General features: G+C 65.2%; 21 protein-coding genes. 16 read left to right on the top strand and 5 right to left on the bottom strand.

Annotated features, from left to right (window positions below; translation table 11 throughout):
* Window positions 1-186 precede the first annotated feature (186 nt).
* The 4 genes from ACT3S2_RS10425 to ACT3S2_RS10410 all read left to right on the top strand — a co-directional run bounded on the left by ACT3S2_RS10425 (window position 187) and on the right by ACT3S2_RS10410 (window position 5,013).
* Window positions 187-1,596, top strand: coding sequence for an L-serine ammonia-lyase (locus tag ACT3S2_RS10425; protein WP_444554833.1), 1,410 nt, complete (start codon window positions 187-189; stop codon window positions 1,594-1,596).
* An 11-nt stretch (window positions 1,597-1,607) separates the two neighbouring features.
* Window positions 1,608-2,117 carry a GNAT family N-acetyltransferase gene (locus ACT3S2_RS10420; RefSeq protein ID WP_198962398.1) on the top strand — a complete coding sequence of 170 codons (510 nt, stop codon included), beginning with the start codon at window positions 1,608-1,610 and terminating at the stop codon, window positions 2,115-2,117.
* Between the two features lie 273 nt (window positions 2,118-2,390).
* Window positions 2,391-3,749 (top strand): magnesium transporter, encoded by a 1,359-nt coding sequence (mgtE, locus tag ACT3S2_RS10415; protein ID WP_441380731.1) that lies wholly within the window; start codon window positions 2,391-2,393, stop codon window positions 3,747-3,749.
* Window positions 3,750-3,873: 124 nt separating this feature from the next.
* A complete protein-coding gene (locus ACT3S2_RS10410; RefSeq protein WP_087001195.1) occupies window positions 3,874-5,013 on the top strand; it encodes a baeRF2 domain-containing protein in 1,140 nt (379 codons plus the stop codon).
* 73 nt (window positions 5,014-5,086) lie between these two features.
* Here ACT3S2_RS10410 and ACT3S2_RS10405 read toward each other — a convergent pair whose 3' ends face one another.
* Together ACT3S2_RS10405 and ACT3S2_RS10400 are read right to left on the bottom strand one after the other, a co-directional pair.
* The gene (locus ACT3S2_RS10405; RefSeq protein ID WP_241895348.1) at window positions 5,087-5,938 is read right to left on the bottom strand and encodes a metal ABC transporter solute-binding protein, Zn/Mn family; all 852 of its coding nucleotides are present in this window, start codon (window positions 5,936-5,938) and stop codon (window positions 5,087-5,089) included.
* Between the two features lie 287 nt (window positions 5,939-6,225).
* The gene (locus ACT3S2_RS10400) at window positions 6,226-7,257 is read right to left on the bottom strand and encodes a hypothetical protein (RefSeq protein ID WP_444554834.1); all 1,032 of its coding nucleotides are present in this window, start codon (window positions 7,255-7,257) and stop codon (window positions 6,226-6,228) included.
* 166 nt (window positions 7,258-7,423) lie between these two features.
* Here ACT3S2_RS10400 and ACT3S2_RS10395 point away from each other — a divergent pair.
* Together ACT3S2_RS10395 and ACT3S2_RS10390 are read left to right on the top strand one after the other, a co-directional pair.
* A protein-coding gene (locus tag ACT3S2_RS10395) for an IS3 family transposase (RefSeq protein ID WP_443384263.1) occupies window positions 7,424-8,571 on the top strand; the annotation gives its coding sequence in 2 pieces (ribosomal slippage) (window positions 7,424-7,688 and window positions 7,688-8,571; 1,149 coding nt in all).
* Window positions 8,572-8,687: 116 nt separating this feature from the next.
* A complete protein-coding gene (locus tag ACT3S2_RS10390; RefSeq protein ID WP_087001201.1) occupies window positions 8,688-9,143 on the top strand; it encodes a GNAT family N-acetyltransferase in 456 nt (151 codons plus the stop codon).
* Window positions 9,144-9,264: 121 nt separating this feature from the next.
* On the opposite strand, the gene ACT3S2_RS10385 is transcribed toward ACT3S2_RS10390, so the two are convergent.
* The gene (locus tag ACT3S2_RS10385) at window positions 9,265-9,954 is read right to left on the bottom strand and encodes an alpha/beta hydrolase (protein ID WP_087001203.1); all 690 of its coding nucleotides are present in this window, start codon (window positions 9,952-9,954) and stop codon (window positions 9,265-9,267) included.
* Window positions 9,955-10,190: 236 nt separating this feature from the next.
* On the opposite strand from ACT3S2_RS10385, the gene ACT3S2_RS10380 reads away from it, so the two are divergent.
* A complete protein-coding gene (locus ACT3S2_RS10380; RefSeq protein WP_444554835.1) occupies window positions 10,191-10,925 on the top strand; it encodes a class I SAM-dependent methyltransferase in 735 nt (244 codons plus the stop codon).
* 11 nt (window positions 10,926-10,936) lie between these two features.
* Here the strand turns inward: ACT3S2_RS10380 and ACT3S2_RS10375 are convergent, their stop codons facing one another.
* Complete coding sequence (locus ACT3S2_RS10375; protein ID WP_444554836.1) at window positions 10,937-12,889, bottom strand: acyl-CoA dehydrogenase family protein; 1,953 nt, start codon at window positions 12,887-12,889, stop codon at window positions 10,937-10,939.
* A 177-nt stretch (window positions 12,890-13,066) separates the two neighbouring features.
* On the opposite strand from ACT3S2_RS10375, the gene ACT3S2_RS10370 reads away from it, so the two are divergent.
* The 4 genes from ACT3S2_RS10370 (at window position 13,067) to rpsN (ending at window position 14,691) form a co-directional block, all read left to right on the top strand.
* A complete protein-coding gene (locus tag ACT3S2_RS10370) occupies window positions 13,067-13,540 on the top strand; it encodes a MarR family winged helix-turn-helix transcriptional regulator (RefSeq protein WP_444554893.1) in 474 nt (157 codons plus the stop codon).
* Between the two features lie 435 nt (window positions 13,541-13,975).
* Entirely contained in the window at window positions 13,976-14,212 is a 237-nt protein-coding gene (gene rpmB / locus ACT3S2_RS10365) for a 50S ribosomal protein L28 (RefSeq protein WP_087001209.1), read from the top strand.
* A 1-nt stretch (window position 14,213) separates the two neighbouring features.
* Window positions 14,214-14,381 carry a 50S ribosomal protein L33 gene (gene rpmG / locus ACT3S2_RS10360; protein ID WP_087001211.1) on the top strand — a complete coding sequence of 56 codons (168 nt, stop codon included), beginning with the start codon at window positions 14,214-14,216 and terminating at the stop codon, window positions 14,379-14,381.
* A 4-nt stretch (window positions 14,382-14,385) separates the two neighbouring features.
* Window positions 14,386-14,691, top strand: a complete 306-nt coding sequence (rpsN, locus tag ACT3S2_RS10355) for a 30S ribosomal protein S14 (RefSeq protein ID WP_087001213.1) — start codon at window positions 14,386-14,388, stop codon at window positions 14,689-14,691.
* Window positions 14,692-14,793: 102 nt separating this feature from the next.
* Here rpsN and ACT3S2_RS10350 read toward each other — a convergent pair whose 3' ends face one another.
* Window positions 14,794-15,468 carry a J-domain-containing protein gene (locus tag ACT3S2_RS10350; protein ID WP_444554837.1) on the bottom strand — a complete coding sequence of 225 codons (675 nt, stop codon included), beginning with the start codon at window positions 15,466-15,468 and terminating at the stop codon, window positions 14,794-14,796.
* 306 nt (window positions 15,469-15,774) lie between these two features.
* Here ACT3S2_RS10350 and ACT3S2_RS10345 point away from each other — a divergent pair, with 306 nt between their 5' ends.
* The 5 genes from ACT3S2_RS10345 (at window position 15,775) to ACT3S2_RS10325 (ending at window position 19,580) form a co-directional block, all read left to right on the top strand.
* Entirely contained in the window at window positions 15,775-16,059 is a 285-nt protein-coding gene (locus ACT3S2_RS10345; RefSeq protein ID WP_087001218.1) for an HU family DNA-binding protein, read from the top strand.
* 155 nt (window positions 16,060-16,214) lie between these two features.
* Window positions 16,215-16,853, top strand: coding sequence for a hypothetical protein (locus ACT3S2_RS10340; RefSeq protein ID WP_444554838.1), 639 nt, complete (start codon window positions 16,215-16,217; stop codon window positions 16,851-16,853).
* A gap of 47 nt (window positions 16,854-16,900) precedes the next feature.
* Complete coding sequence (locus ACT3S2_RS10335) at window positions 16,901-17,593, top strand: copper resistance CopC family protein (protein WP_444554839.1); 693 nt, start codon at window positions 16,901-16,903, stop codon at window positions 17,591-17,593.
* A gap of 176 nt (window positions 17,594-17,769) precedes the next feature.
* Window positions 17,770-18,303 carry a copper chaperone PCu(A)C gene (locus ACT3S2_RS10330; protein ID WP_444554840.1) on the top strand — a complete coding sequence of 178 codons (534 nt, stop codon included), beginning with the start codon at window positions 17,770-17,772 and terminating at the stop codon, window positions 18,301-18,303.
* Window positions 18,303-19,580, top strand: coding sequence for a Dyp-type peroxidase (locus ACT3S2_RS10325; protein ID WP_444554841.1), 1,278 nt, complete (start codon window positions 18,303-18,305; stop codon window positions 19,578-19,580). Before ACT3S2_RS10330 ends, ACT3S2_RS10325 begins: the two co-directional genes overlap by 1 nt.
* Window positions 19,581-19,650 lie beyond the last annotated feature (70 nt).

The raw sequence follows: 19,650 nt of genomic DNA, 5'->3' as shown, positions 1-19,650 counted from the left end.
CGCGGCGGTCCTTGACGGGTTGAAGGCCAGGGTCACCGCCCTGGCCACCGCCCACCCGCTCTACCCGGAGCTGCCTCAGCTCTGCTGAGCCGCCTCCAGCCCCTCAGGGGCGTCGTCGGGCCCGGGGGCATCGAACCCCGGGCCCGACGCATGACCGCACCCACCTCGTGCAAAGGAAACCACACCATGGCCATCAGCGTCTTCGACCTCTTCTCGATCGGCATCGGCCCCTCGAGTTCCCATACCGTCGGGCCCATGCGTGCCGCCCAGCGTTTCGCCGCGCACCTCGTGGAAGCGCAGCTGGCCGGATCCACCGCCGATCTGCAGATCGACGTCTACGGGTCGCTCGCCGCCACCGGAAAGGGCCATGGGACGTTCACCGCAGTCCTGCTGGGGATGGAGGGGTTCGAGCCCGAGAGCATCCTGCCCGACCAGGTCGAGGAGCGGCTGGAGGACATCGCCGCCACCGGAACCCTGCGCCTGGCCGCCGAATTAGGGGCCCGGAAGGATCTGTCCTATTCCGCCGATGACATGGTCCAGCGTCCGCTGACCATCCTGCCCCGCCACACCAATGGCATCCGCTTCCAGGCCCTGGATGCCTCCGGCGGTGTCCTGTTGGATGAGACCTATTATTCGGTGGGCGGTGGATTCATTGTCCGTGACGGCGATGAGGAAGCCGCCGCGGCCGAACTCGACGAAGTCAATGAAGAGATCCCCTACCCCTTCACCACCGCTGCTCGACTGCTCGAGCACTGCCACGCCAGCGAAATGGGCATCGCCGACGTCATGCTCGCCAACGAGCTGACCTACAGGTCCCGCGAGGAGATCCGTGCCGGCCTGCTGCATATTTGGGAGGTGATGGAGCAGTGCAAGGATTCGGCCATCGCCCGCGAAGGACTGCTACCCGGCGGGCTGAAGGTCCGCCGTCGTGCCCCCGACTGGCATGAGCGCCTGAGCAAGGAGGACAAGGACCGCGACCCGCGCTACTGGCAGGAATGGGTTAACCTCGTCGCCCTGGCCGTCAACGAGGAGAACGCCACCGGCGGCCGCGTGGTGACCGCCCCGACCAACGGGGCGGCAGGCATCATCCCCGCAGTCATGTTCTACGCCACGCATTACCTGCCAGGCATCGACTACGCCACCGGTGAGGACAAGGAAGAGATCATCGTGCGCTTCCTCCTCGCCGCCGCCGCAGTGGGCGTGCTCTATAAGGAACAGGCCTCCATTTCAGGTGCCGAGGTCGGCTGCCAGGGCGAGGTCGGTTCGGCCTCCTCCATGGCCGCCGCCGGACTCGCGGAGGTGCTCGGCGGTAGCCCCGCCCAGGTGGAGAACGCCGCCGAGATCGCCATGGAACACAACCTCGGGCTGACCTGCGACCCGATCGGCGGACTCGTACAGATCCCCTGCATCGAACGCAATGCCATCGGCGCTTCCAAGGCCGTCAACGCAGCCAAGATGGCATTGATGGGCGATGGCGAACACCGGGTCTCCTTGGATGAAGTCATCGTGACCATGCGCGAAACCGGTAAGGATATGAGCGATAAGTACAAGGAAACCGCCATGGGTGGCCTCGCAGTGAACGTGGTGGAGTGCTAGGACCTTCCCCCGTGCTGCGCCGTCTCTCGGCAGCCGATGAGGAGCAGGCGCTGGTCGCCCACGGAGAAATGTCCCTCGAGGGGTTCGACTTCTTGCTGGACTACGACGCCGGAGAGGACTTTGCCGGGTACCTTGCCGGATTGGAGGCGGGGGAGCGCGGCGAGGGTCTGGCGCCCGGACGGGTGCCCCACACCTTCCTCGTGGCCGAGGACGCTGGCCTGCTGCTGGGCCGGGTCTCGCTGCGGCACGAACTGACCCCGATGCTCGCTACCATCGGCGGCCATATCGGGTTTGGCGTCCGCCCCGGTTTCCGCGGCCGCGGTTACGCGGGAGTCCTGTTGGCCGCGGCACTGGGCCGGGCCGCTGAGTTGGGGATCGACCAGGTACTGGTGACCTGTGACGAAACCAACCATGCCTCTGCCGCCGTCATCGAACGCGCTGGTGGCATCCACGAAGATACCGTTGAACTGCTTCCGGGCCACTCCAAACGCCGCTATTGGATCGCTACCGCTTTGGTGTAGCTCGCGGGTTCGGAATAGGGTGGGCCTTGGAGCCGTCGTGATCGGCGTGCTTCGCTGATCGACGCCTGCCGGGCTGATGGCCCGTGCCCGCGTATGGCTTGCCGAATCGGGAGGTGACCCGCAGATGGACGACGGACCAAGTCGAGAACCCGCGCCCGCCGCGGGTCCACACACCTCGCCGTCGTCCCTTGTGGTTCGTCGGTATTCCGCTGCGCCGCGCGCAGTCATCAGCTAGCGCCCCTCACGGGGCGCGTACCGGAGGGAACCCGGATTATGAACCCCGAAGACACCATCGAAATCGATGACACCCTTGAGGCCCTGAAGCAGGCCCTCAATCGCGATGATCTAGCGGCAGCCGGTGGGCTGGTGGCCCGCCTGCCCATTTCGAAAACACTCGACGAACTGGAACGGCTGAACGACCGCGACCGGGCGGTACTGTACCGGCTGCTCGACAAGGAGCGGGCCCTGGCCGTGTTTGAACGGCTGGACCCGACACTGCAATCCGAGCTCATCCAGGGCTTGCAAGACTCCGATGTCGCCGAGGTCTTCGACAACCTGAGCCCGGACGACCGGGTGGGCCTGCTCGACGAACTTCCCTCGGTGGTGGCCCGTCGACTTCTGCTGGGTCTGTCCAGCCGGGAACGGGCCCTGACCGACGCCATCCTCGGATACGGGCAGGGATCGATCGGGCGCAGCATGAGCCCCGAATTCATCAGCGCCCACCCCTGGACCACCGTGGATCAGGCGTTGGAAAAGGTCCGCAGGGGTCTGGACGACGCCGAGACCATCTACACCCTGCCCGTCACCGATGCCGGCCGGACCCTGGTGGGGATCATCAGCCTGCGTGACCTGCTGCGTGCCGATCCGCTGAAAACGGTCGGCGAGATCATGGTGGATGCGGAATCCGTGCGGGCCACCGTGGACGAGGAAACCGCTGCCCGGCGCTGCGCCGACCTGCAGGTGCTGGCGCTGCCGGTGGTTGATACCGAAAACCGGCTACTGGGCATCCTGACCGTCGACGATGCGTTGCGGATCATTGAGGCCGCCGAATCCGAGGACGCGGCCCGCAGCGGTGGTACCGAGCCGTTGCGCCGGCCCTACCTCTCCACCCCGATCTGGGAGATCGTGAAATCCCGGGTGGTGTGGCTGCTGGTCCTGGCCGTTGGTGCCACGCTCACCGTCCGGGTCCTCCACGAATTCGAGGCGACCCTGGCCGAAGTGGTTGTGCTGACGTCGTTCATCCCGCTGCTGATCGGCACCGGCGGCAACACCGGCAACCAGGCTGCCACCACGGTGACTCGTGCTTTGGCTCTGGGGGATGTTCGTACCCGTGACATCCTGCGCGTTTTCGTGCGGGAAATCCGGGTGGGTGCCATGCTCGGTTTGCTGCTGGGGGCGCTGGGCTTCGTCATCGCGGCGTTGATCTACAGTCCCGATATTGGTTGGGTGATCGGTTTGACGCTAGGCGGGGTCTGCACGATGGCGGCAACGGTCGGGGGGATCATGCCCCTGCTGGGCAAGGCCATCAAGGCCGACCCTGCGGTGTTCTCCAACCCCTTCATTACCACTTTCGTGGACGCCGCCGGCCTGATCCTGTACTTCCTGATCGCGAAGGCAGTGCTGGGTATCTAGGGGTGCGCTGAGGGCTGTCCATGCGAAAAAACGGGCTCTGTTCGCCGCGTCTCGGCGATGCTACGGTGGGCTCACGGACCCAGTAGTCACGCGGCGAAGGCGTCGCGTGGGAAGGAGTTTCCCCATGGCAAATAGGGCAGGTTCCAGCGGAATTGATGCCACGTTATTTCGACAAGAAGGTCCGTGGTGCACGGCCTTCGTAGACGCCTCGCTCGGCACGACGGCAGCCCATGAAGCTGCCGATGCCCTGCCCGATACAGTTGCCCAACTTTTGAAAAGCCAACAGGCCAGCGCCCCCGACATAGAAGCGATGCGTTCGGCACTGCGCCCGGCCGAAGGCAGGCCTGCCCCGGTCTCACGTTTCGTTGCCGTCTGCGACGGACAGGTCGTCCTCGACGAGCTGGTCCAAGGCGTGAAGACCGAAGCGCCGCAGGTTGACTGCAGCGAGTTCCCCAACCTCGTCCCGCTGGCACGCGCCCACGGCGGACAGTTCCCCTATCTGGTCGCCGAAGTCGGCCGCGATGGGGGAGAAGTGCGGCTGCGCCATTCGGCAGTTGCCGGTGTCGCCGAGGAATACCGGATTGCCGGGGATCGCGACGAAGCCCATCACGCCCGCCGGGTCCCCGGCAGGTACGAAGAATCGAAGAACCAACACCAGACGGCGGAGATTTGGCGTCGGAACGCCGATGAGATCGCCCGGCTGATCGACGAGATAGCCCGAGACACCCGGGCCCGGCTCGTGGTCCTCTCCGGGGATACGAAGGCCAGGGAGCTGGTCTTGTCCCAACTCGCCGAGCCGACACGGGCCCTGGCGGTGACACTTGATCAGCACACCCGGACCGGGGGCGCCGATTCCTCTGCCGTGGAGAAGGATATCGAAGCCCACGTTGCCGCACTGTTGGCCGAGGATATTCGCGAACTTTCCGAACGCATCACCAACCAGGCCAACGCCACCCAGCCCGGGGCGGTACTCGGTTTCGCAGAGGTCGTCTGGGCCTTGCAACAGGGGCAAGCCGCCACGGTCGTCGTCGCCGAATTCCAAGACGACCATTCCCTGCTGGCGCTCGAAGCGGAGCCGTGGCTCGCCTCCGAAGGGGCCGATATCGAAGGTTCCGATGCGCTGGGTTCATGGCCAGCGCCCGAGGTCCTGCTGCGTGCGGTAGCCATGACCGATGCCTCGATCCGCTATGTCCCGGCCGGCGTGCTTCCCAACGGGGCAGGTATCGCCGCCCTGTTGCGCTGGCCCAAGGCCGAAGCAGCCTGAACCGAAGCGGAAAAAAGATCCGCAGTGGAAGCTTGGGGCTTCGGCTGCGGATCTTTTTTGCGGTCCCCGACGCCTAGTTCTTCAGGGCCTTCTGGATGGCGTCGATATTCGAGCTCATCCATCCGAGATAGTCGGTGTCCTGGGGTAGGGTCTCGCTGAACTCGACCACGGGCACTCCCGCCTTCTCGGCCTGGGAGCGGACGCTCTGGGTTTGCGGGCTACTGGTCTGGGGGTTGTAGGCCAGCAGGGCGATGTCTCCCGAAGAGAGTTTCTTGTCCAAGGCGTTGAGGATCAGCGGGGAAACGTCGTTGCCCTCCTCGATGGCGCCGCTGAAGCCTGCGGGAGTCCCATCCGAGAGGCCGGCTTGCTCCAGCAGGTAGAAGGGCACCGGTTCGGTCATGGCGTACTGGTGACCTTTTGCCTCGGTGGATAGTTTCCCGAGACGTTGGTCCAAGGTGTCGATCTTCGTGTCGAACTCCTGGGCATTGGCGGTGAAGGTTTCTGCCTCTTCCGGTTTCAGCTCGCCCAGCCGATCGGCGACTTCCATGGCTACGGCAGAGGCGGTCGGGAGGTCGTACCAGACGTGTTCGTTGAAGCTGGAGTGGTCATGCCCGTCGTGATCCTTTGGGTCGGCCTCCGCTTCCGTGTCGTGTTCTGCTGCGTGGGCCGTCTCTGAATAGTCGACGGCGGTGACGATCTGCTCATCCTTGATTCCCAGATCCTTGGTCAGCGGATCGATGAAGGCGTCGTAGCCGCCACCGTTTTCCACGACGAGGTCCGCGTGGGAGAGGGTGAGCTTGTCCTGAGGAGTTGCCTCATAGGAGTGCGGGTCCTGGGAGGGCTTGTTGATGATCGAATCGACCTGCACCGCATCGCCAGCGACCTGGCTGACGATGTCTGCGTAGGCGCTCGTGGAAGTGACCACTGTCAAGGTTTCAGTATCATCGCCGGTAGCCGTGCCCGAGCAGGCTGACAGTCCTAGTCCGATCAGGAGGACGGGGGCGACGGCAAAGCGCAAATGCATGGGCGACCTTTCAGGGGAGCTGATGGAAACCCTCACAGCTTATACTAAATGAGAATCGTTTGCATCTCGCGATCGAGTCGACCGACGGCTGTATCCGTGAGGGCATGCGGGAGCGGCGGATCTACCTGTTCGTAGGCCTATCCGCCCGTTCCTAGTGAGACTGGACTCGGAGTCCCCGGCTCGGGACGTCACTGGGGACGATTGATCGCATCGCCCTCACAGGACAGGCCGGCGCCGGCGTGGATCGGTAGCACCTCGAGCCCTGGCGTCCGTTCGAGCTCGCGGATGAGCCCCGCCGTTCCCGCGATGAGCGTCGAATCGAAATCGATTTCGGTGGCCAGGACCCACGAGTGATCGTCGGGCCACAAGATACTGGGCGACTGCGCCCCCATGTATTCATCCACCCACGGTGCGTGGGCGGGCCATGCAGCATCCGCGAAGTCATCCGCGCCCGCCTCGAACAGGATGTAGCTCCGTCCCGTGTCGCCATGTAATTCGAACGGCTTGCCGGTGGCGATCTCACGGGCAAGTAGCCCGGATCCTGGTTTTGGCTGGCGCCGTGGAAGGGCTTCCCTCAACGACCTCATCCTCGCGCTCCAGCGCCGCGCGGCCTTCGTCAGTCGATCGCGAAGCGGCTGCTCGTCACGGGCGACAGGAGCCTCGTCGGTGTAGCGGACGGGCATCCCTTCATGCTCCTCGACCATATAGTGGCCAACTCCGGCCGAACTCACCAGGCCGCCCCATCCCTCCCAGATGGCGGCGATACCGGAATCCGGAGTCGATGTGTGGCGTGCAAGCACCTGGGCTGCTGCCGCGAGGGAGTCGACGTCAAGGCATCCCTCGAACGAGTCACCATAGCGCCAGCCGTCTGCGGCGATGGCGCCACCAGCATGGCCGTATTCCCGCCGCAAAAGACTCGCGTATTGCGCCTCTGCGTGCATGGTGGTCTTGAACGAGGCTGCAGCGTCCGCCCACGTGGCGCGCTCTGTTTCGAGCGACGCCCCAATATCCTGGACACCCTCGAAGAATGCACTCTCATCGAGTCCCAGCCAGGTCTTCGTCTCGCGCGGGCGGTCACGTTCGACGGGGTGGAAAACGCGCGCGTAGGCCTCGAAACCGCGGGGCACCACAGACAGGAGGCTGCCGAACGACTCGGCTTCCATTGTGCGAAGCCACTCGCCCCGCGCGAGGTCGGGCTCCCACTCGAATCTTTCTGACATGCGCCAATTGTCCCTCACGCTCGCGGGTAACTGTTTGGTTTGTGAGGATCGCCTTCCCAGAGTTTCCGGGGGTCTGCACGGAGGTAGTGGTTGGGCCCCTTGGTAGAAGCCCGGTGACTATGTGAGTTTCGCATCCGATAATGGATGCAGGAGGAAATTCACAGATATGGCACGTAGACATACCCCTGATCAGGTCATCGCGAAAGTACGCCAGGGCCAAAAAATGCTCAACGACGGACGCCCGATGATCGAGGTCATCAAGGAACTGCAGATCACTGAAGCGACCTGGTACCGGTGGCTTCAGCAGTACGGATCCGAGAAGAACGCCGACCAGACCAAAGCTGTCAAAAACCTCGAAAAGGAGAACGCCAGGCTAAAGAAGCTGGTCGCGGAGAAGGAACTAGCCATCGACATTCTCAACGAGGTGGCGCGGGGAAAATTCTAAGCCCCGAACCACGCCGCCGTGCCGTGCGTATGGCGCAGGAAAAGTTCGGGGCATCTGAAAGATTTGCCTGCAAGGTGCTCAGCCAGAACCGCTCAGCCCTGCGCAAAGGCCTGCCAACGGTCAGCTTCGAAGAGGCCCAGCTGCGCGCTGATCTACGTGCTGTGGCTCAGAAGTATCCCGCCTGGGGCTGGCGTAAAGCGCGCTGGCATCTGCTCGAGCAGCCGCAGTGGGATGGGCTGGGGCTGAACACGAAGCGCGTACGCCGGCTCTGGCGCCTCGAGGGACTCACGTGCAAGCCCAAGGTACGCAAGAAACGCCGTAGCGGGCCCGGTGCCGGTGAGCAGAAGAGGCTCAGTGCCGAGTATCCGATGCATGTGGTCAGCTTCGACTTCCAATCCGACGTGACCTCCTGCGGCCGGCATATTAGGTTCTTTAACGTTATCGATGAGTACAGCCGCACGGCCCTGGCGATCATTCCTCGTCGGTCGTTTACCGCCACGGATGTGGTCGCCGCTCTGGAGGACATCATCGCTGAAACCGGCATCACTCCGGCTTACGTCCGGTCCGATAACGGGCCGGAGTTCACCGCTGCTGCTCTGATCAACTGGTGCGCCACGGCCGGAGTCAATACGGCGTTTATCGATCCAGGATCGCCGTGGCAGAACGGGTTCGCTGAATCATTCAATGCCCAATTCAGGAGGGAACAACTCACCGGAGAAATCATGGACACAATGGCCGAGGCAAAGTACTTGGCCGACGAGTGGAAAGACATCTACAATCATGAACGTCCTCATGGGTCCCTTGGCGGAATGACGCCGTTCAGACACTGGGATCGCTGGGTTGCAGAGAACCAATTAGCTATCGCATAGCCGCTGGGCTGCTAACGGGGACCCAACCAGTAGGCTCCCGTTTGGGAAACCTTTACCGGACACTTCTTGCCTCATAAACGGGCTCGATTCGGACGGTAATTGTGTAGAGTGCACGGATGCTCATCGTCCGCCAGTCACTCCCGACAGATACGTCAGATCTCATCAAGATGCGTACTGAATGGGTAGCGGAGCAGACAATCGAGCCGATCGAGGATCCGGATTTTGCGAGCGACTACCTCAGCTGGGAGGCGAACAACCCCCGCACGATGTTCGTTGCAGACCTAGACGGGAAACTGATCGGAATGCTGAATTTGATGGTGTTCGAACGGATGCCGAAGCCCGGAAAGAAATCATCGTGCTGGGTTTATCTCGGAAATGCTTTTGTTGCTGAGGACTACCGCAACGGAGGAGTTGGCGGCCGTCTCATGGAAGCCGCGATCCAGTTCTCACAGGGCATCAACGCGGCCCGTATCGTCCTGTCACCTTCAGACGAATCACAGACCTTCTATGCCAGGCATGGATTTGAGCCTGCAGAAGAACTGCTCGTAAAGAGGTTTGAGTACGAACGGTAGAAATCATGTCCTGTGAAGACCTCTCAGGAGATGCTTCTGATAGGGAATCTTCAACGGGACGTCAACGCCGTGAAGGCGGGATCGTAACGTTGGACGGTACCCTCATGCCGCGCCCTTTGGATCAAAGTGTCTTTGCCACTTCATCGATGATGGCAGCTACATCCTCGGACCTGGCGGCGTAAAAGTTGTGCGCCGCCGCAGCGATTTCGATGGGCTCGCAACGCAATCGCTGCCTTGCGACCCGCCGCATCCACGTTGTGGACAACGTGCGGTCTCCGGTGGGCAGCACGTAAGTGGAGGAAATACGTGCCGGATCCTCGGGCGGGGTCTCAGCATAGACAGCAGATAAGTCGCAAGGCGCGATGGTCAGCAGGGCTTCCTTCAAGGTGGCAAGGTTCGCATCATGGAACAGGAAGTACGCGGCCAAGACTGGGTCGCTGGTCGGGTCAATACCCACCCATTCGGTGTTGAAAACATCCAGTGGGCTTTGCTTGATTTCGGCGAGCAGGCTGCGTCTTCCGACATAGTCGGCGACCGCAGCCGCTAACCACACTTGGTGGTTTGCATCCAGCTCGCGGGCCAACGCTGGCATCAGGAGTCCTGCCGCCGAGTGCGCCGCGATAAGCGGATGGTCGAAGCCGGCAGGAATCTGTGCCGCGAGTAGCCGGGCATACTCTTCGGCGGTAGTAGCCGCCCCACTGGGCACATCCACGGCGACGGTCCGATGACCTCGATGTTCGAGCGAGGTGATCAGACGGCGAAAGCCCGCCGCAGACTGTGTCGTTCCGTGCACAAGGACAACGTTGGCCATGCCGCGATGTTACCAACGACAGAATTTAGGACCCCGCCAGACTGGTCCCGTATGCCGGTCCCCCACCGGACACACCCGCTCAAAATATGAGTTGCCCAGAGCACTGAGCCGCCATCGTTCCGTAAGGCCCGTCCGGTGACTTGTCCGGTGAGGGGGCGGCGGATTTCATTGGTCGATGCAACGGTCGACTTGACCCAGGAGTGGGGGTGGGCGTGTGACGCGCATACGCTGGGCAGATGGACAAAACACAGCTGCCGGACTTCACTCCTGCCCCGAATCAGGCAGGGGACCCCGGGTTGTATGAAATCGAGAACCAGGCCATCGACCATGAAGGCACCCTGTGGCAAGCCCTCCGGGAAACCGCCGAACTCTCGGGGCGCACCGTCGTGGACCTGGGCTGCGGCAGCGGATTCTGGCTCACCCACTACGCGGAGACAGCAGGGGCGGTCATCGGCGTGGAACCCGATCCGGGCTTGCTCGAATTGGCCCGACACCGGGTCCGGCGCGAAGAGCTGGCCAACGTCCAGGTCCTTCATGGGTCGGCCGAACACCTTCCCTTGGAGGATGCCAGCGTGGACGTCATCCATGCCCGGTTCGCCTACTTCTTCCCGACCCCGACCAACGACTGCCTCCCCGGTCTACGCGAGGCCCTGCGCGTACTGAAGCCGGGCGGGACCCTGGTGGTGATCGACAACGACCAGACCCACGGCGAATTCGCCGAACTGTTGCGCGCCTCCGACCCTGCTCAGACCTACCAGGGCAGCGGGGACTTCATTCGTGAGTGGTGGGCCACCCGCGGGGCGACCACCCGCGAGGTGATGAGCAGCTGGAGGTTCGAGACCGCGACCGACCGGGACGCCGTCCTGCGGCTGGAGTTCCCGGCCGAGGTCGCCGACGCCCATATCGCAGCACATCCCGGCCGGACCGCCCTGGACTACGGGTACCTGCTGCACTCGCTGTCCAAGGCCTGATCGGGCGGCCTCTAGTCACTTCCGTAGGGGTGGCGCAGATCCGGGCGGTGTTCTTCGGGATCGGACCAGCCGGCGATCCACGGACCGGTGCCTTCGGACTGGTCGATCACCCCTTCCTCCGCCCACTCGTAGTCCCCCGCCAACACTTCCTTGGCCAGTTGGGCATCGGTGGCATCGGAGTTCTCCCATAGGTCATCGAACAGCGCCTCCACCCTGTGGCGGGATTGGTGGCAGAAGGCGTCTGCGAGCCGGGCGGCGCCGTGGGCCCGCCCCGGCTCCGTCTCGCGCAGCAACTCCACGCGTGAGACGCACGCCGACATGGCGAAGAGTTCGGTGCCGATGTCCACCACCCGGCCCAGGAAGGCCTGCTTGGTCTCCAGTCCCGCCTGCCAACGGGCCATTCCGGCGAAGGTGTGCCGGGCGAGCCGGCGCGAAGCCCGTTCCACGTACCGCAGATGCGGGGCCAGCTTTCCGGCCCCGGAATAGGACGTCGGCAACAGGCCCGGACCCGCGGCGAGGGTCGGCAGCCATTTGGCGTAGAACCCGGTGGCCCCGGCAGCGGCACGGATCTTCTCCTGGGTGGTGGCATCCCGGCTGGCCAGATCCCCGGCCGCCTTCAGGTGGGCGTCCACCGCCTCACGGGCGATCAGCAGATGCATGATCTCGGTGGAGCCCTCGAAGATCCTGTTGATCCGCAGGTCACGCACCAACTGCTCCACCGCCACGGCGCGTTCGCCGCGGGCCGCCAGGGAATCAGCCGTCTCATACCCCCGGCCGCCGCGGATCTGCAGCAGCTCGTCGGCCATCTGCGAGGTCTTCTCGCTGCAGAACAGCTTCGCCAGGGCCGCCTCTATCCGCACATCCTTCATGCCTGCGTCCGCCAGTGCGGCGGAGAGCTCGAAGACGGATTCCACGGCGAACGAGGTCGCCGCGATGTAGGCGATCTTCTTCGACACCGCTTCGTGCTCACCCACGGGCAGGCCCCACTGGACCCGGACGGAGGACCATTGGCGGGCGATCTTCAGACTCCATTTCCCGGCCCCGGCGCATAGCGCCGGGATGGACAGGCGGCCGGTGTTCAACGTGCTCAACGCGATCTTCAATCCCTGGCCTTCACGCCCGAGCAGGTTGGCCGCCGGAACACGGACGCCGTGGAAGCGGGTCACCCCGTTCTCGATGCCATGCAGGCCCATGAACACATTGCGGTTCTCCACCACCAGGCCCTCGCTATCGGCTTCGACGACGAAGGCGCTGATGCCCCCGCGTTCCCGGGTGCCGTCGGGGCCGGGGTGGGGGAGTACCCGCGCCATGACCACGACCAGATCGGCCACCGAGCCGTTCGTCGTCCACAACTTGGCCCCCTCGAGCACGTAGGACTGCCCGTCCTGGGCCAGGGTCGCCGTCGTGCCCAGACGCGCCGGATCCGAACCGACGTCGTTCTCGGTCAGCAGGAAGGCCGTGATGGCACCGGCGGCACAGCGGGGCAGGAAACGGTCCTTCTGCTCGGCGGTTCCGAACATCTTCACCGGTTCGGGGACGCCGATGGACTGGTGCGCCGAGACCAGGGCGCCGATGCTGGGACTGATGGAACCCAACAGCATCAGGGCCCGGCCATAGTAGGCCAGCGTCAGGCCCAGCCCGCCATACCTGGTGGGGATCTTCATCCCGAAGACCCCCAGGTCCTTCAGGACGGTGATGTATTCGTCGGGGATGCGGGATTCACGGTCGATCAGGCGCCCGTCGAAGGAGGCGACGGCCTCCCGCAACTTCGCCAGGAAGGCTTCGCCGCGTTCGGTCTGCTCGGCGGTGGGGCGTGGATGCGGGTGGATGAGCCCGAAATCGGTTTTGCCCAGATACAGGCCCTGGGCGAAACTCGGGCGGGCGTCACCGGCATCGCGGGCTGCTTCGGCCACTGCGCGGGCGGTTTTTTCATCGATCGTGCTGCTGGAAACGGTGGCGTCCATGACCACTCCCTCGGACCTCGGCGTGCCGCAGGCCGCGCGGTGGAAAGCACCGGGGCCTGCCGCGGGACGGTGGCCCACACGCTGTCCCTCAAGGCTACGCCGCCGGATCAAGAGGGGTTCCTCCCCGGTGGCGGCCGCGTGGATTTAGCTGAATGTTCATGTGTCATCATGGTTTCCATGACCGCGACCCGCTGGCTTTCAGCCCAGGAACGTGAGTGCTGGATGGCACTGATGGCCCTTTCGATGCAATTGCCGAGCCTGCTCGATACCGAACTGCACCGGCAAGGACGCATCACGCTCTTTGATTACCACGTGTTGGCGATGCTCTCGGAGTCCGAGGGGCGGTTGCTGCCGATGAGTGAATTGGCTGGACGAACCAATGCCTCGCTGTCGCGATTGAGCCATGTGGTGAAGAAGCTCGAGGGCCGCGGCTGGGTCGAACGCTCCCAGAGCACCGACGACGCCCGGGTCAGCGTCGCCCACCTGCGCGATCCGGGCCTGGACATGCTGCGCGGCCTGGCGCCCGAACACGTGGAGTCGGTGCGGCGGCTGGTCTTCGACGGGTTGGACGAGCAGGACATCGTGGATCTGACCCGGATCGGACGCAAACTGGTCGGCGGGATGGACCCGCAGCACTGGATCCTCCGCTGAGCACTCCCGTGGGGGCGGCCGGCGACCCGGAAGGGACCGGCGAGTCGACGCGGGAGAGGGGTACCGGCGTCGTACCCTGCAGTTTGTCATCTGCGGCCCGCCGTTCTAGGATGGTAAGGCGTTAAGTCACGTGTTCGTCGTGGCGTGCTCCGTGAGGAGTGGGTCAAGGGGATCGCGTGGTTGCCCGTAAACCGAATAACGCGTCCCGACCGAGTAGGGAAAAATGCTCAACCTGGACGCTGTATTCACCGTCTTTCGCGCAAGTAAGGCGCTTCGGTTGGTTCTCACCCAGCCTGGTTACCTTCGCACGTCGCAGTAATACACGGTGTCACAACTGGTGGCGGGACTCTTCAACGCAGGTTCAGAGGCAGCAACACCGCGCTGTGATCTGTTTTATCGAGTACCGCCAATATTTACTACTACTGAGGAGTGATCATGGCAGCTGTATGCCAGGTGACAGGTGCAGTTCCGGGCTTCGGACACAGCATCTCCCACTCGCACCGCCGCACCAAGCGTCGGTTCGACCCGAACATCCAGAAGAAGCGCTACTGGGTTCCGTCCCTGCGCCGTAATGTCACGCTGACCTTGTCGGTCAAGGGCATTCGGACCATCGATGCCCGTGGCATCGACCGCGTTGTCGCTGACCTGCTGGCGAAAGGTGTGAAGCTCTAACATGGCAAGAGTCCAGGATGTACGCCCCATCATCAAGCTCAAGTCGACTGCCGGTACCGGGTTCACCTACGTGACCCGCAAGAACCGTCGTAACAACCCTGACCGTCTGGTCATGAAGAAGTACGACCCGGTCGTCCGCAAGCACGTCGATTTCCGAGAGGAGCGCTAAACACATGGCTAAGAAGTCCAAGATTGCTCGCAACGAGCAGCGCAAGGTCATCGTGGAGCGTTACGCCGCGAAGCGTGCCGAGCTCAAGAAGACCCTGATCAACGAAAACGCCACCGACGAGGCACGCGAAGAGGCCCGCCTGGGCCTGCAGAAGCTGCCCCGCAACGCGTCGCCGGTTCGCGTGCGTAACCGCGACTCCATCGACGGCCGCCCGCGCGGTACGTTCCAGAAGTTCGGAATCTCCCGTGTCCGCTTCCGCGACATGGCCCACCGTGGCGAACTTCCGGGCATCACCAAGTCGTCCTGGTAGACACCAGCGATTTTCCCCGGGGCCCCTTCTGGCAACAGAAGGGGCCCCGGGTTTTTTTAATCCCAGGAGCAGGTCATGGCCCACCGCGGCCTGCGGATTGCCCTAGGTCGACGGCGACCAGAGCCAGACCCAGAGGCGGCGCCACCGCCCCGCGGGCCGGGGTGTCCCGGTCGGGCCGGCGGGGGAGCGGGGCGGCCCGTCAACGGCCCGGCGTTCCCGCCAGCGCCGGATCTCCTCGTCGGGGTCCCGGGGGTCGGTGATCACCGGTGGGCCACCCAGCAGCTGGCGCCGGGCCTCCCGGATGCGGGCGTTGAAATCGGTGACGGTCTCGCGGACGGCCAACTCGCCGGGCAAGGCATCGAGCGTGTCGTCCAGGGCGGCGTCCTCGGTTCGCAGCAGCAGGGCCGGCGGGCCGACCCCACTGATCCGCTCCCGCCGCATGAGCGACTTCATCCACCAGTCGGGGTCGGTGGAATCCAGCGAGGGCAGCGGCAGGCCCGCATAGGCGAGGTGGTCGAAATCCCCCCGGGCAATGGCCCGGTCGATGCTGGGGGTGGCGACCTGCCCGGCGGAGTCCGTGGAGTGGAACACCGGCGGTGCCTCCGGGGCACCCTGGACCTCGATCCCCGCCTGTTCGGCCTTGGCCCTGAAGAGTTCCCCGGAACGGCGTTCATACTCGTCCACGGGAGCCGGTTCCAACACTGCGTCCTGCGCGTCGCGGTAACGGGCGGCCTGCAACCGGGCGGCGTCATGGGACGCGGTAGGTTCTGGGCTCATCGTGGGCACCGCCTTGGATCCGATGGTTCCTGAGCTCCAGCGTAGCGACCCGTGACACCGGCCCTCAAGGGTTTCCGCCAGTGGATCGGTGCCGTCGGTGCCGGGGTGGGATGAAGACCCCAAATACCCGGTCGGGACCCAAAAACCGCCAATTTGCAGGGAATATCGAAAAAATTCCGGCCAAACGCCCCAAAACTGGGCGTGTCCGTCAGTGAGGCCTGATAGTTTCCTTCACAGTAGTCCCCGCAACCGCAGGGCAACCCGGCCGGAAACGGGCGGGCACGAATTAGTCCAGGAGGAAATACATTGGCTTTGAACCGTAGTGAACTCGTTGCAGTCGTCGCCGAGAAGACCGGCAACTCGCAGGTCGCCGTGAACGCCGTGCTGGATTCGGTGTTCGACACCTTCGTCGAGCAGGTTTCCCAGGGCGAGAAGGTGTCCATCCCGGGCTGGCTCGCCGTCGAGCGCACCGACCGTGCCGCCCGCACCGGCCGCAACCCGCAGACCGGCGAGACCATCCAGATCCCGGCAGGCCACTCCGTGAAGCTGACCGCCGGCTCGAAGCTGAAGGCTGCCGTCTCCAAGAAGTAGTTCCCGCACCAGCGGTCGACAGGGCCCGTTCCACCAGGTGGTGGAACGGGCCCTGTTCTGGCTCCGGGCGGACCGGCTTCGGCAGAAGCTTCTACATGGCGTAGAATCCCTGATGGATCATGAAGGGCCGCCGGGCCCGATGAAGGGGAGCCGTCGTGGAGTATCGAAGCCTGCGCCTGGTGCGTGGATGGCTCGGTGCCCTGGCCGCAACCGCCCTGGCGGCCGCCTCGCATACGGTGGCCGGAGGCGCGCTTCCCGAACCGGCGCTGCTGGCGTTGATCCTGGCCCTCTCCGGGGCCGCCTGCACCGCCCTGGCCGGACGGGCCCTTTCCTTCTGGCGCACCGCTGCTGCCGTGCTGATCAGCCAGGGGATCTACCACTCGGCCTTCGGCATGCTCGGGGGCCATCACGGTGGCCACGACCACCATCTGCTGTCTGCCGGTGGCACCGGCGCCCATGCCGGCCACCTGATCTCCGTCGACCCGGACGCCCTGCTGACCGGGGCGGCCACGCAGGACGCGAACGCCATGGCATTGGGCATGTGGATCGCCCACGTGGTCGCGGCCATCCTGACCATCCTGGTGCTGCGCAAGGGCGGGCTGGCGGTCCTGGCCCTGATGCAGGTCCTGGGCCTGGCCGTACCGCGCCGGATCCTGCGCCCCCGTCCACCGATCGCCTCCATCGGGCCGCCGCGCCTGGTCTGGGTCCAGGTCCCCGGTCTCCCCGACCTGGGTGTGCCACTGCGCGCCTTGCGTGACCGGGGTCCGCCCGTCCTTCCCGCCTTCGCATCCTAGAGACGTCGAACGCAGGCCCCGCCAGACGGGGATACCAAAGGACAAAGATGAACACCGAACACCCCCATGCCCCCCGAACAGCGGTCCGCCAGCGGCCCGGCACGCTTCGTGCGATCCTCGCTGCTGCCGCCGCCGCCCTGCTGATGGGGCTGGCGCTGAGCACCGCACCGGCCGCGCTGGCCCATGATTCGCTGATCGGTTCCACTCCCAAGAACGGGGCGACCGTTACCGAGCCGCTGGACTCCGTGGACCTGAACTTCAGCGGTGAACTCAAGTCGATCGGCACGGAGGTCAGCCTCGCCGACGCCGAGGGCAAGAAGTACGACGCCGACACCTCGGTCAGCCGCAATGTGCTCACCGTGGATTTCGGGCAGGCCTTGCCGGCCGGTGACTACACGCTCACCTGGCGTGCGGTCTCCAGCGACGGACACCCGATCGAGGGGACCAGCGACAACAACGAGGCGCTGACCTTCACCGTGGAGGGTGGCGAGGCCGAAGCCTCGACCCCCTCCTCCTCACCGGCGACCGGCTCCTCCTCCGCCGCCGAGGGGACCCAGAACACGGCCTCGTCGGCCCCCGCCGCGCAAGACACCTCGGCGACCCAGGCCCCGGATGAGCAGGCCTCCAGCGACGGGGGTCTGCCGACCGCCCTGATCTGGGTGATCCTCGCCGTCGCCGTCATCGCCGCCGCCGGCGTCGTATTCGCCAAGGTGCGCCGTCAGTCGGGCTCGGGCAAGTAGCCCAGCCCCCACCCGAGGGACCTCAGTAGGCTCTGCACGCCCCGGCACGCCCCGGCACGTCCCGGGGTCGCGGATCCGCTGATACGCCCTGCCCTCCGCCGCCCCCTGCGGGGCGTGCCGGGCCGACCCATCACAGCTTCCGGCGCCCCTGCGCCACGACCCCAAGGATCCAGACCATGAACATCACCCTTCCCACCCCCCGCACCACCGCAACCGCCGCCCTGGTCGCCGCCGCCGCCGTGGCCCTGGCCGGTTGTGCCGGGAACGCCGCAGAGGCCGGTTCCACCCCCTCCGCGTCCACCGCGACCGATCAGGCCCACGCCGTGGAGGTCCAGGACACCTGGACCAAGGCCACCGACACCGATATGAGCGGCTCCTTCGGAACCCTGACCAACACCTCCGACTCCGAGGCGGTGCTGGTCAAGGCCGAGAGCCCCGAGGCCGGCATGGTCGAACTGCACGAAATGACCGGTACCTCCGGGTCGATGTCGATGCAGGAGAAGGACGGCGGCTTCAGCATCGCCCCCGGCCAGAGCGCCGAGCTGGCACCGGGCGGAGACCACATCATGTTGATGAAGCTCAAGGACGAACTGAAGGCCGGGGACCCGGTGGACATCACGTTGACGTACGCGGACGGCTCCACGGCAACGGTCCCGTTCACCACGAAGGACTACAGCGGCGCCGACGAATCATACGGCGAGCAGGAGTAATGGTGCCCGACAACGGAACACCCGGGGAAGGATGCCCCGTCTCCCCGCGCCATCCGCGACGGCGCAGCTTCCTGTTCGGGGCGGCCGGCGCCGCCGTGGGTGCCGCCGCGGGGGCCGGTGGAACGGCGGCGGCCCTGGCCTCGGAGGAAGCCCCGGAACCGGCGGCGGGCCGCGACGAGGACGGGGCCAACGCGGGCTCGACCGTCGGGTTCCACGGGAACCGGCAGGCAGGGGTCGACACCACCGCCCAGGCGCATGCGGGGTTCGTGGGGCTGGACCTGCTGGCCCCGAAGGGCCGGAAGCATCCACCGGCCGACGATGTCCGCCGACTCCTGCGTCTGCTCAGCGACGACGCGTCCCGGCTGTGTGCCGGGCGCCCGCCGCTGGCGGACAGCGAACCGGAGCTGGCGGTCTCCCCGTCGAATTTGAGCATCACGTTCGGGTTCGGCCCCGGGTTGCTGGATGCCGTCGTCCCGGCGCAGAAGCCCGAATGGCTGCGCCCGTTGCCGGCCTTCGGGATCGACGAACTCACCGAGGAGTACGGGCAGACGGACCTGTTGTTGCAGATCTGCTCGGACGACCCGCTGGCCCTGGCCCATGCCCAACGGATGCTGCTCAAGGACGCCCGCTCCTTCACCCGGTTGCGGTGGATCCAGACGGGATTCCGCACCGCCTATGGTTCGGCCGAGGAGGGGGCGACCATGCGCAACCTCTTCGGCCAGCTCGACGGCACCGGAAATCCGTTGCGCGAGGCCCGCGAGCAGGCCCTCTGGGGCGGGGACCGGATCCCGGCCTGGACCCCGGGAGGCACCTCGCTGGTGCTGCGCCGGATCGCCATGGACCTGGACGAATGGGATCGGGTCGACCGGCCCGGCCGGGACTTCGCACTGGGCAGGCACCAGAGCACCGGCGCCCCGCTGACCGGGAGCAAGGAACACGATGTGCCGAACCTGGGCGCCACCGACGACGGGGGTCTGAAGGTCATTTCCCCGCAGAGCCATGTCGCCCGGGCCACGGCGCAGAAGCCCGGGGAGAAGATCGTCCGCCGGGCCTATAATTACGACGACGGGGCCGCGGACTCCCACGGGCTGCCAGGTTCGGGGCTGCTCTTCGCCTCCTACCAGGCCGATGTGGACCGCCAGTTCCTGCCGATCCAGCGTCGACTGGACGAATCGGACATGCTCAACGAATGGACCACCCCGATCGGATCGGCCGTTTACGCCATCCCTCCGGGGTGTCCCGAGGGCGGGTTCATCGGGGAGGAGTTGTTCGGATGAGCGGCGTCGGGCCCGGGGGTGAGCCGGGCCACGACGGCAGTGCGGTCCGGGTCGAAGGTGAGAGAATGGA

The sequence above is a fragment of the Arthrobacter sp. AOP36-A1-22 genome (assembly GCF_052377615.1).
Classification (GTDB): Bacteria; Actinomycetota; Actinomycetes; order Actinomycetales; family Micrococcaceae; genus Arthrobacter_H.
This window is presented reverse-complemented; position numbering and strand designations above follow the sequence as displayed.

Bases quoted from the DNA above. Each gene is read 5' to 3' on its own strand.
- ACT3S2_RS10425 (WP_444554833.1), top strand. From the start codon at position 187: ATGGCCATCAGCGTCTTCGACCTCTTCTCGATCGGCATCGGCCCCTCG.
- mgtE (WP_441380731.1), top strand. From the start codon at position 2,391: ATGAACCCCGAAGACACCATCGAAATCGATGACACCCTTGAGGCCCTG.
- ACT3S2_RS10410 (WP_087001195.1), top strand. From the start codon at position 3,874: ATGGCAAATAGGGCAGGTTCCAGCGGAATTGATGCCACGTTATTTCGA.
- ACT3S2_RS10400 (WP_444554834.1), bottom strand. From the start codon at position 7,257: ATGTCAGAAAGATTCGAGTGGGAGCCCGACCTCGCGCGGGGCGAGTGG.
- ACT3S2_RS10390 (WP_087001201.1), top strand. From the start codon at position 8,688: ATGCTCATCGTCCGCCAGTCACTCCCGACAGATACGTCAGATCTCATC.
- ACT3S2_RS10385 (WP_087001203.1), bottom strand. From the start codon at position 9,954: ATGGCCAACGTTGTCCTTGTGCACGGAACGACACAGTCTGCGGCGGGC.
- ACT3S2_RS10380 (WP_444554835.1), top strand. From the start codon at position 10,191: ATGGACAAAACACAGCTGCCGGACTTCACTCCTGCCCCGAATCAGGCA.
- ACT3S2_RS10375 (WP_444554836.1), bottom strand. From the start codon at position 12,889: ATGGACGCCACCGTTTCCAGCAGCACGATCGATGAAAAAACCGCCCGC.
- ACT3S2_RS10370 (WP_444554893.1), top strand. From the start codon at position 13,067: ATGACCGCGACCCGCTGGCTTTCAGCCCAGGAACGTGAGTGCTGGATG.
- rpmB (WP_087001209.1), top strand. From the start codon at position 13,976: ATGGCAGCTGTATGCCAGGTGACAGGTGCAGTTCCGGGCTTCGGACAC.
- rpmG (WP_087001211.1), top strand. From the start codon at position 14,214: ATGGCAAGAGTCCAGGATGTACGCCCCATCATCAAGCTCAAGTCGACT.
- rpsN (WP_087001213.1), top strand. From the start codon at position 14,386: ATGGCTAAGAAGTCCAAGATTGCTCGCAACGAGCAGCGCAAGGTCATC.
- ACT3S2_RS10350 (WP_444554837.1), bottom strand. From the start codon at position 15,468: ATGAGCCCAGAACCTACCGCGTCCCATGACGCCGCCCGGTTGCAGGCC.
- ACT3S2_RS10335 (WP_444554839.1), top strand. From the start codon at position 16,901: ATGAACACCGAACACCCCCATGCCCCCCGAACAGCGGTCCGCCAGCGG.
- ACT3S2_RS10330 (WP_444554840.1), top strand. From the start codon at position 17,770: ATGAACATCACCCTTCCCACCCCCCGCACCACCGCAACCGCCGCCCTG.
- ACT3S2_RS10325 (WP_444554841.1), top strand. From the start codon at position 18,303: ATGGTGCCCGACAACGGAACACCCGGGGAAGGATGCCCCGTCTCCCCG.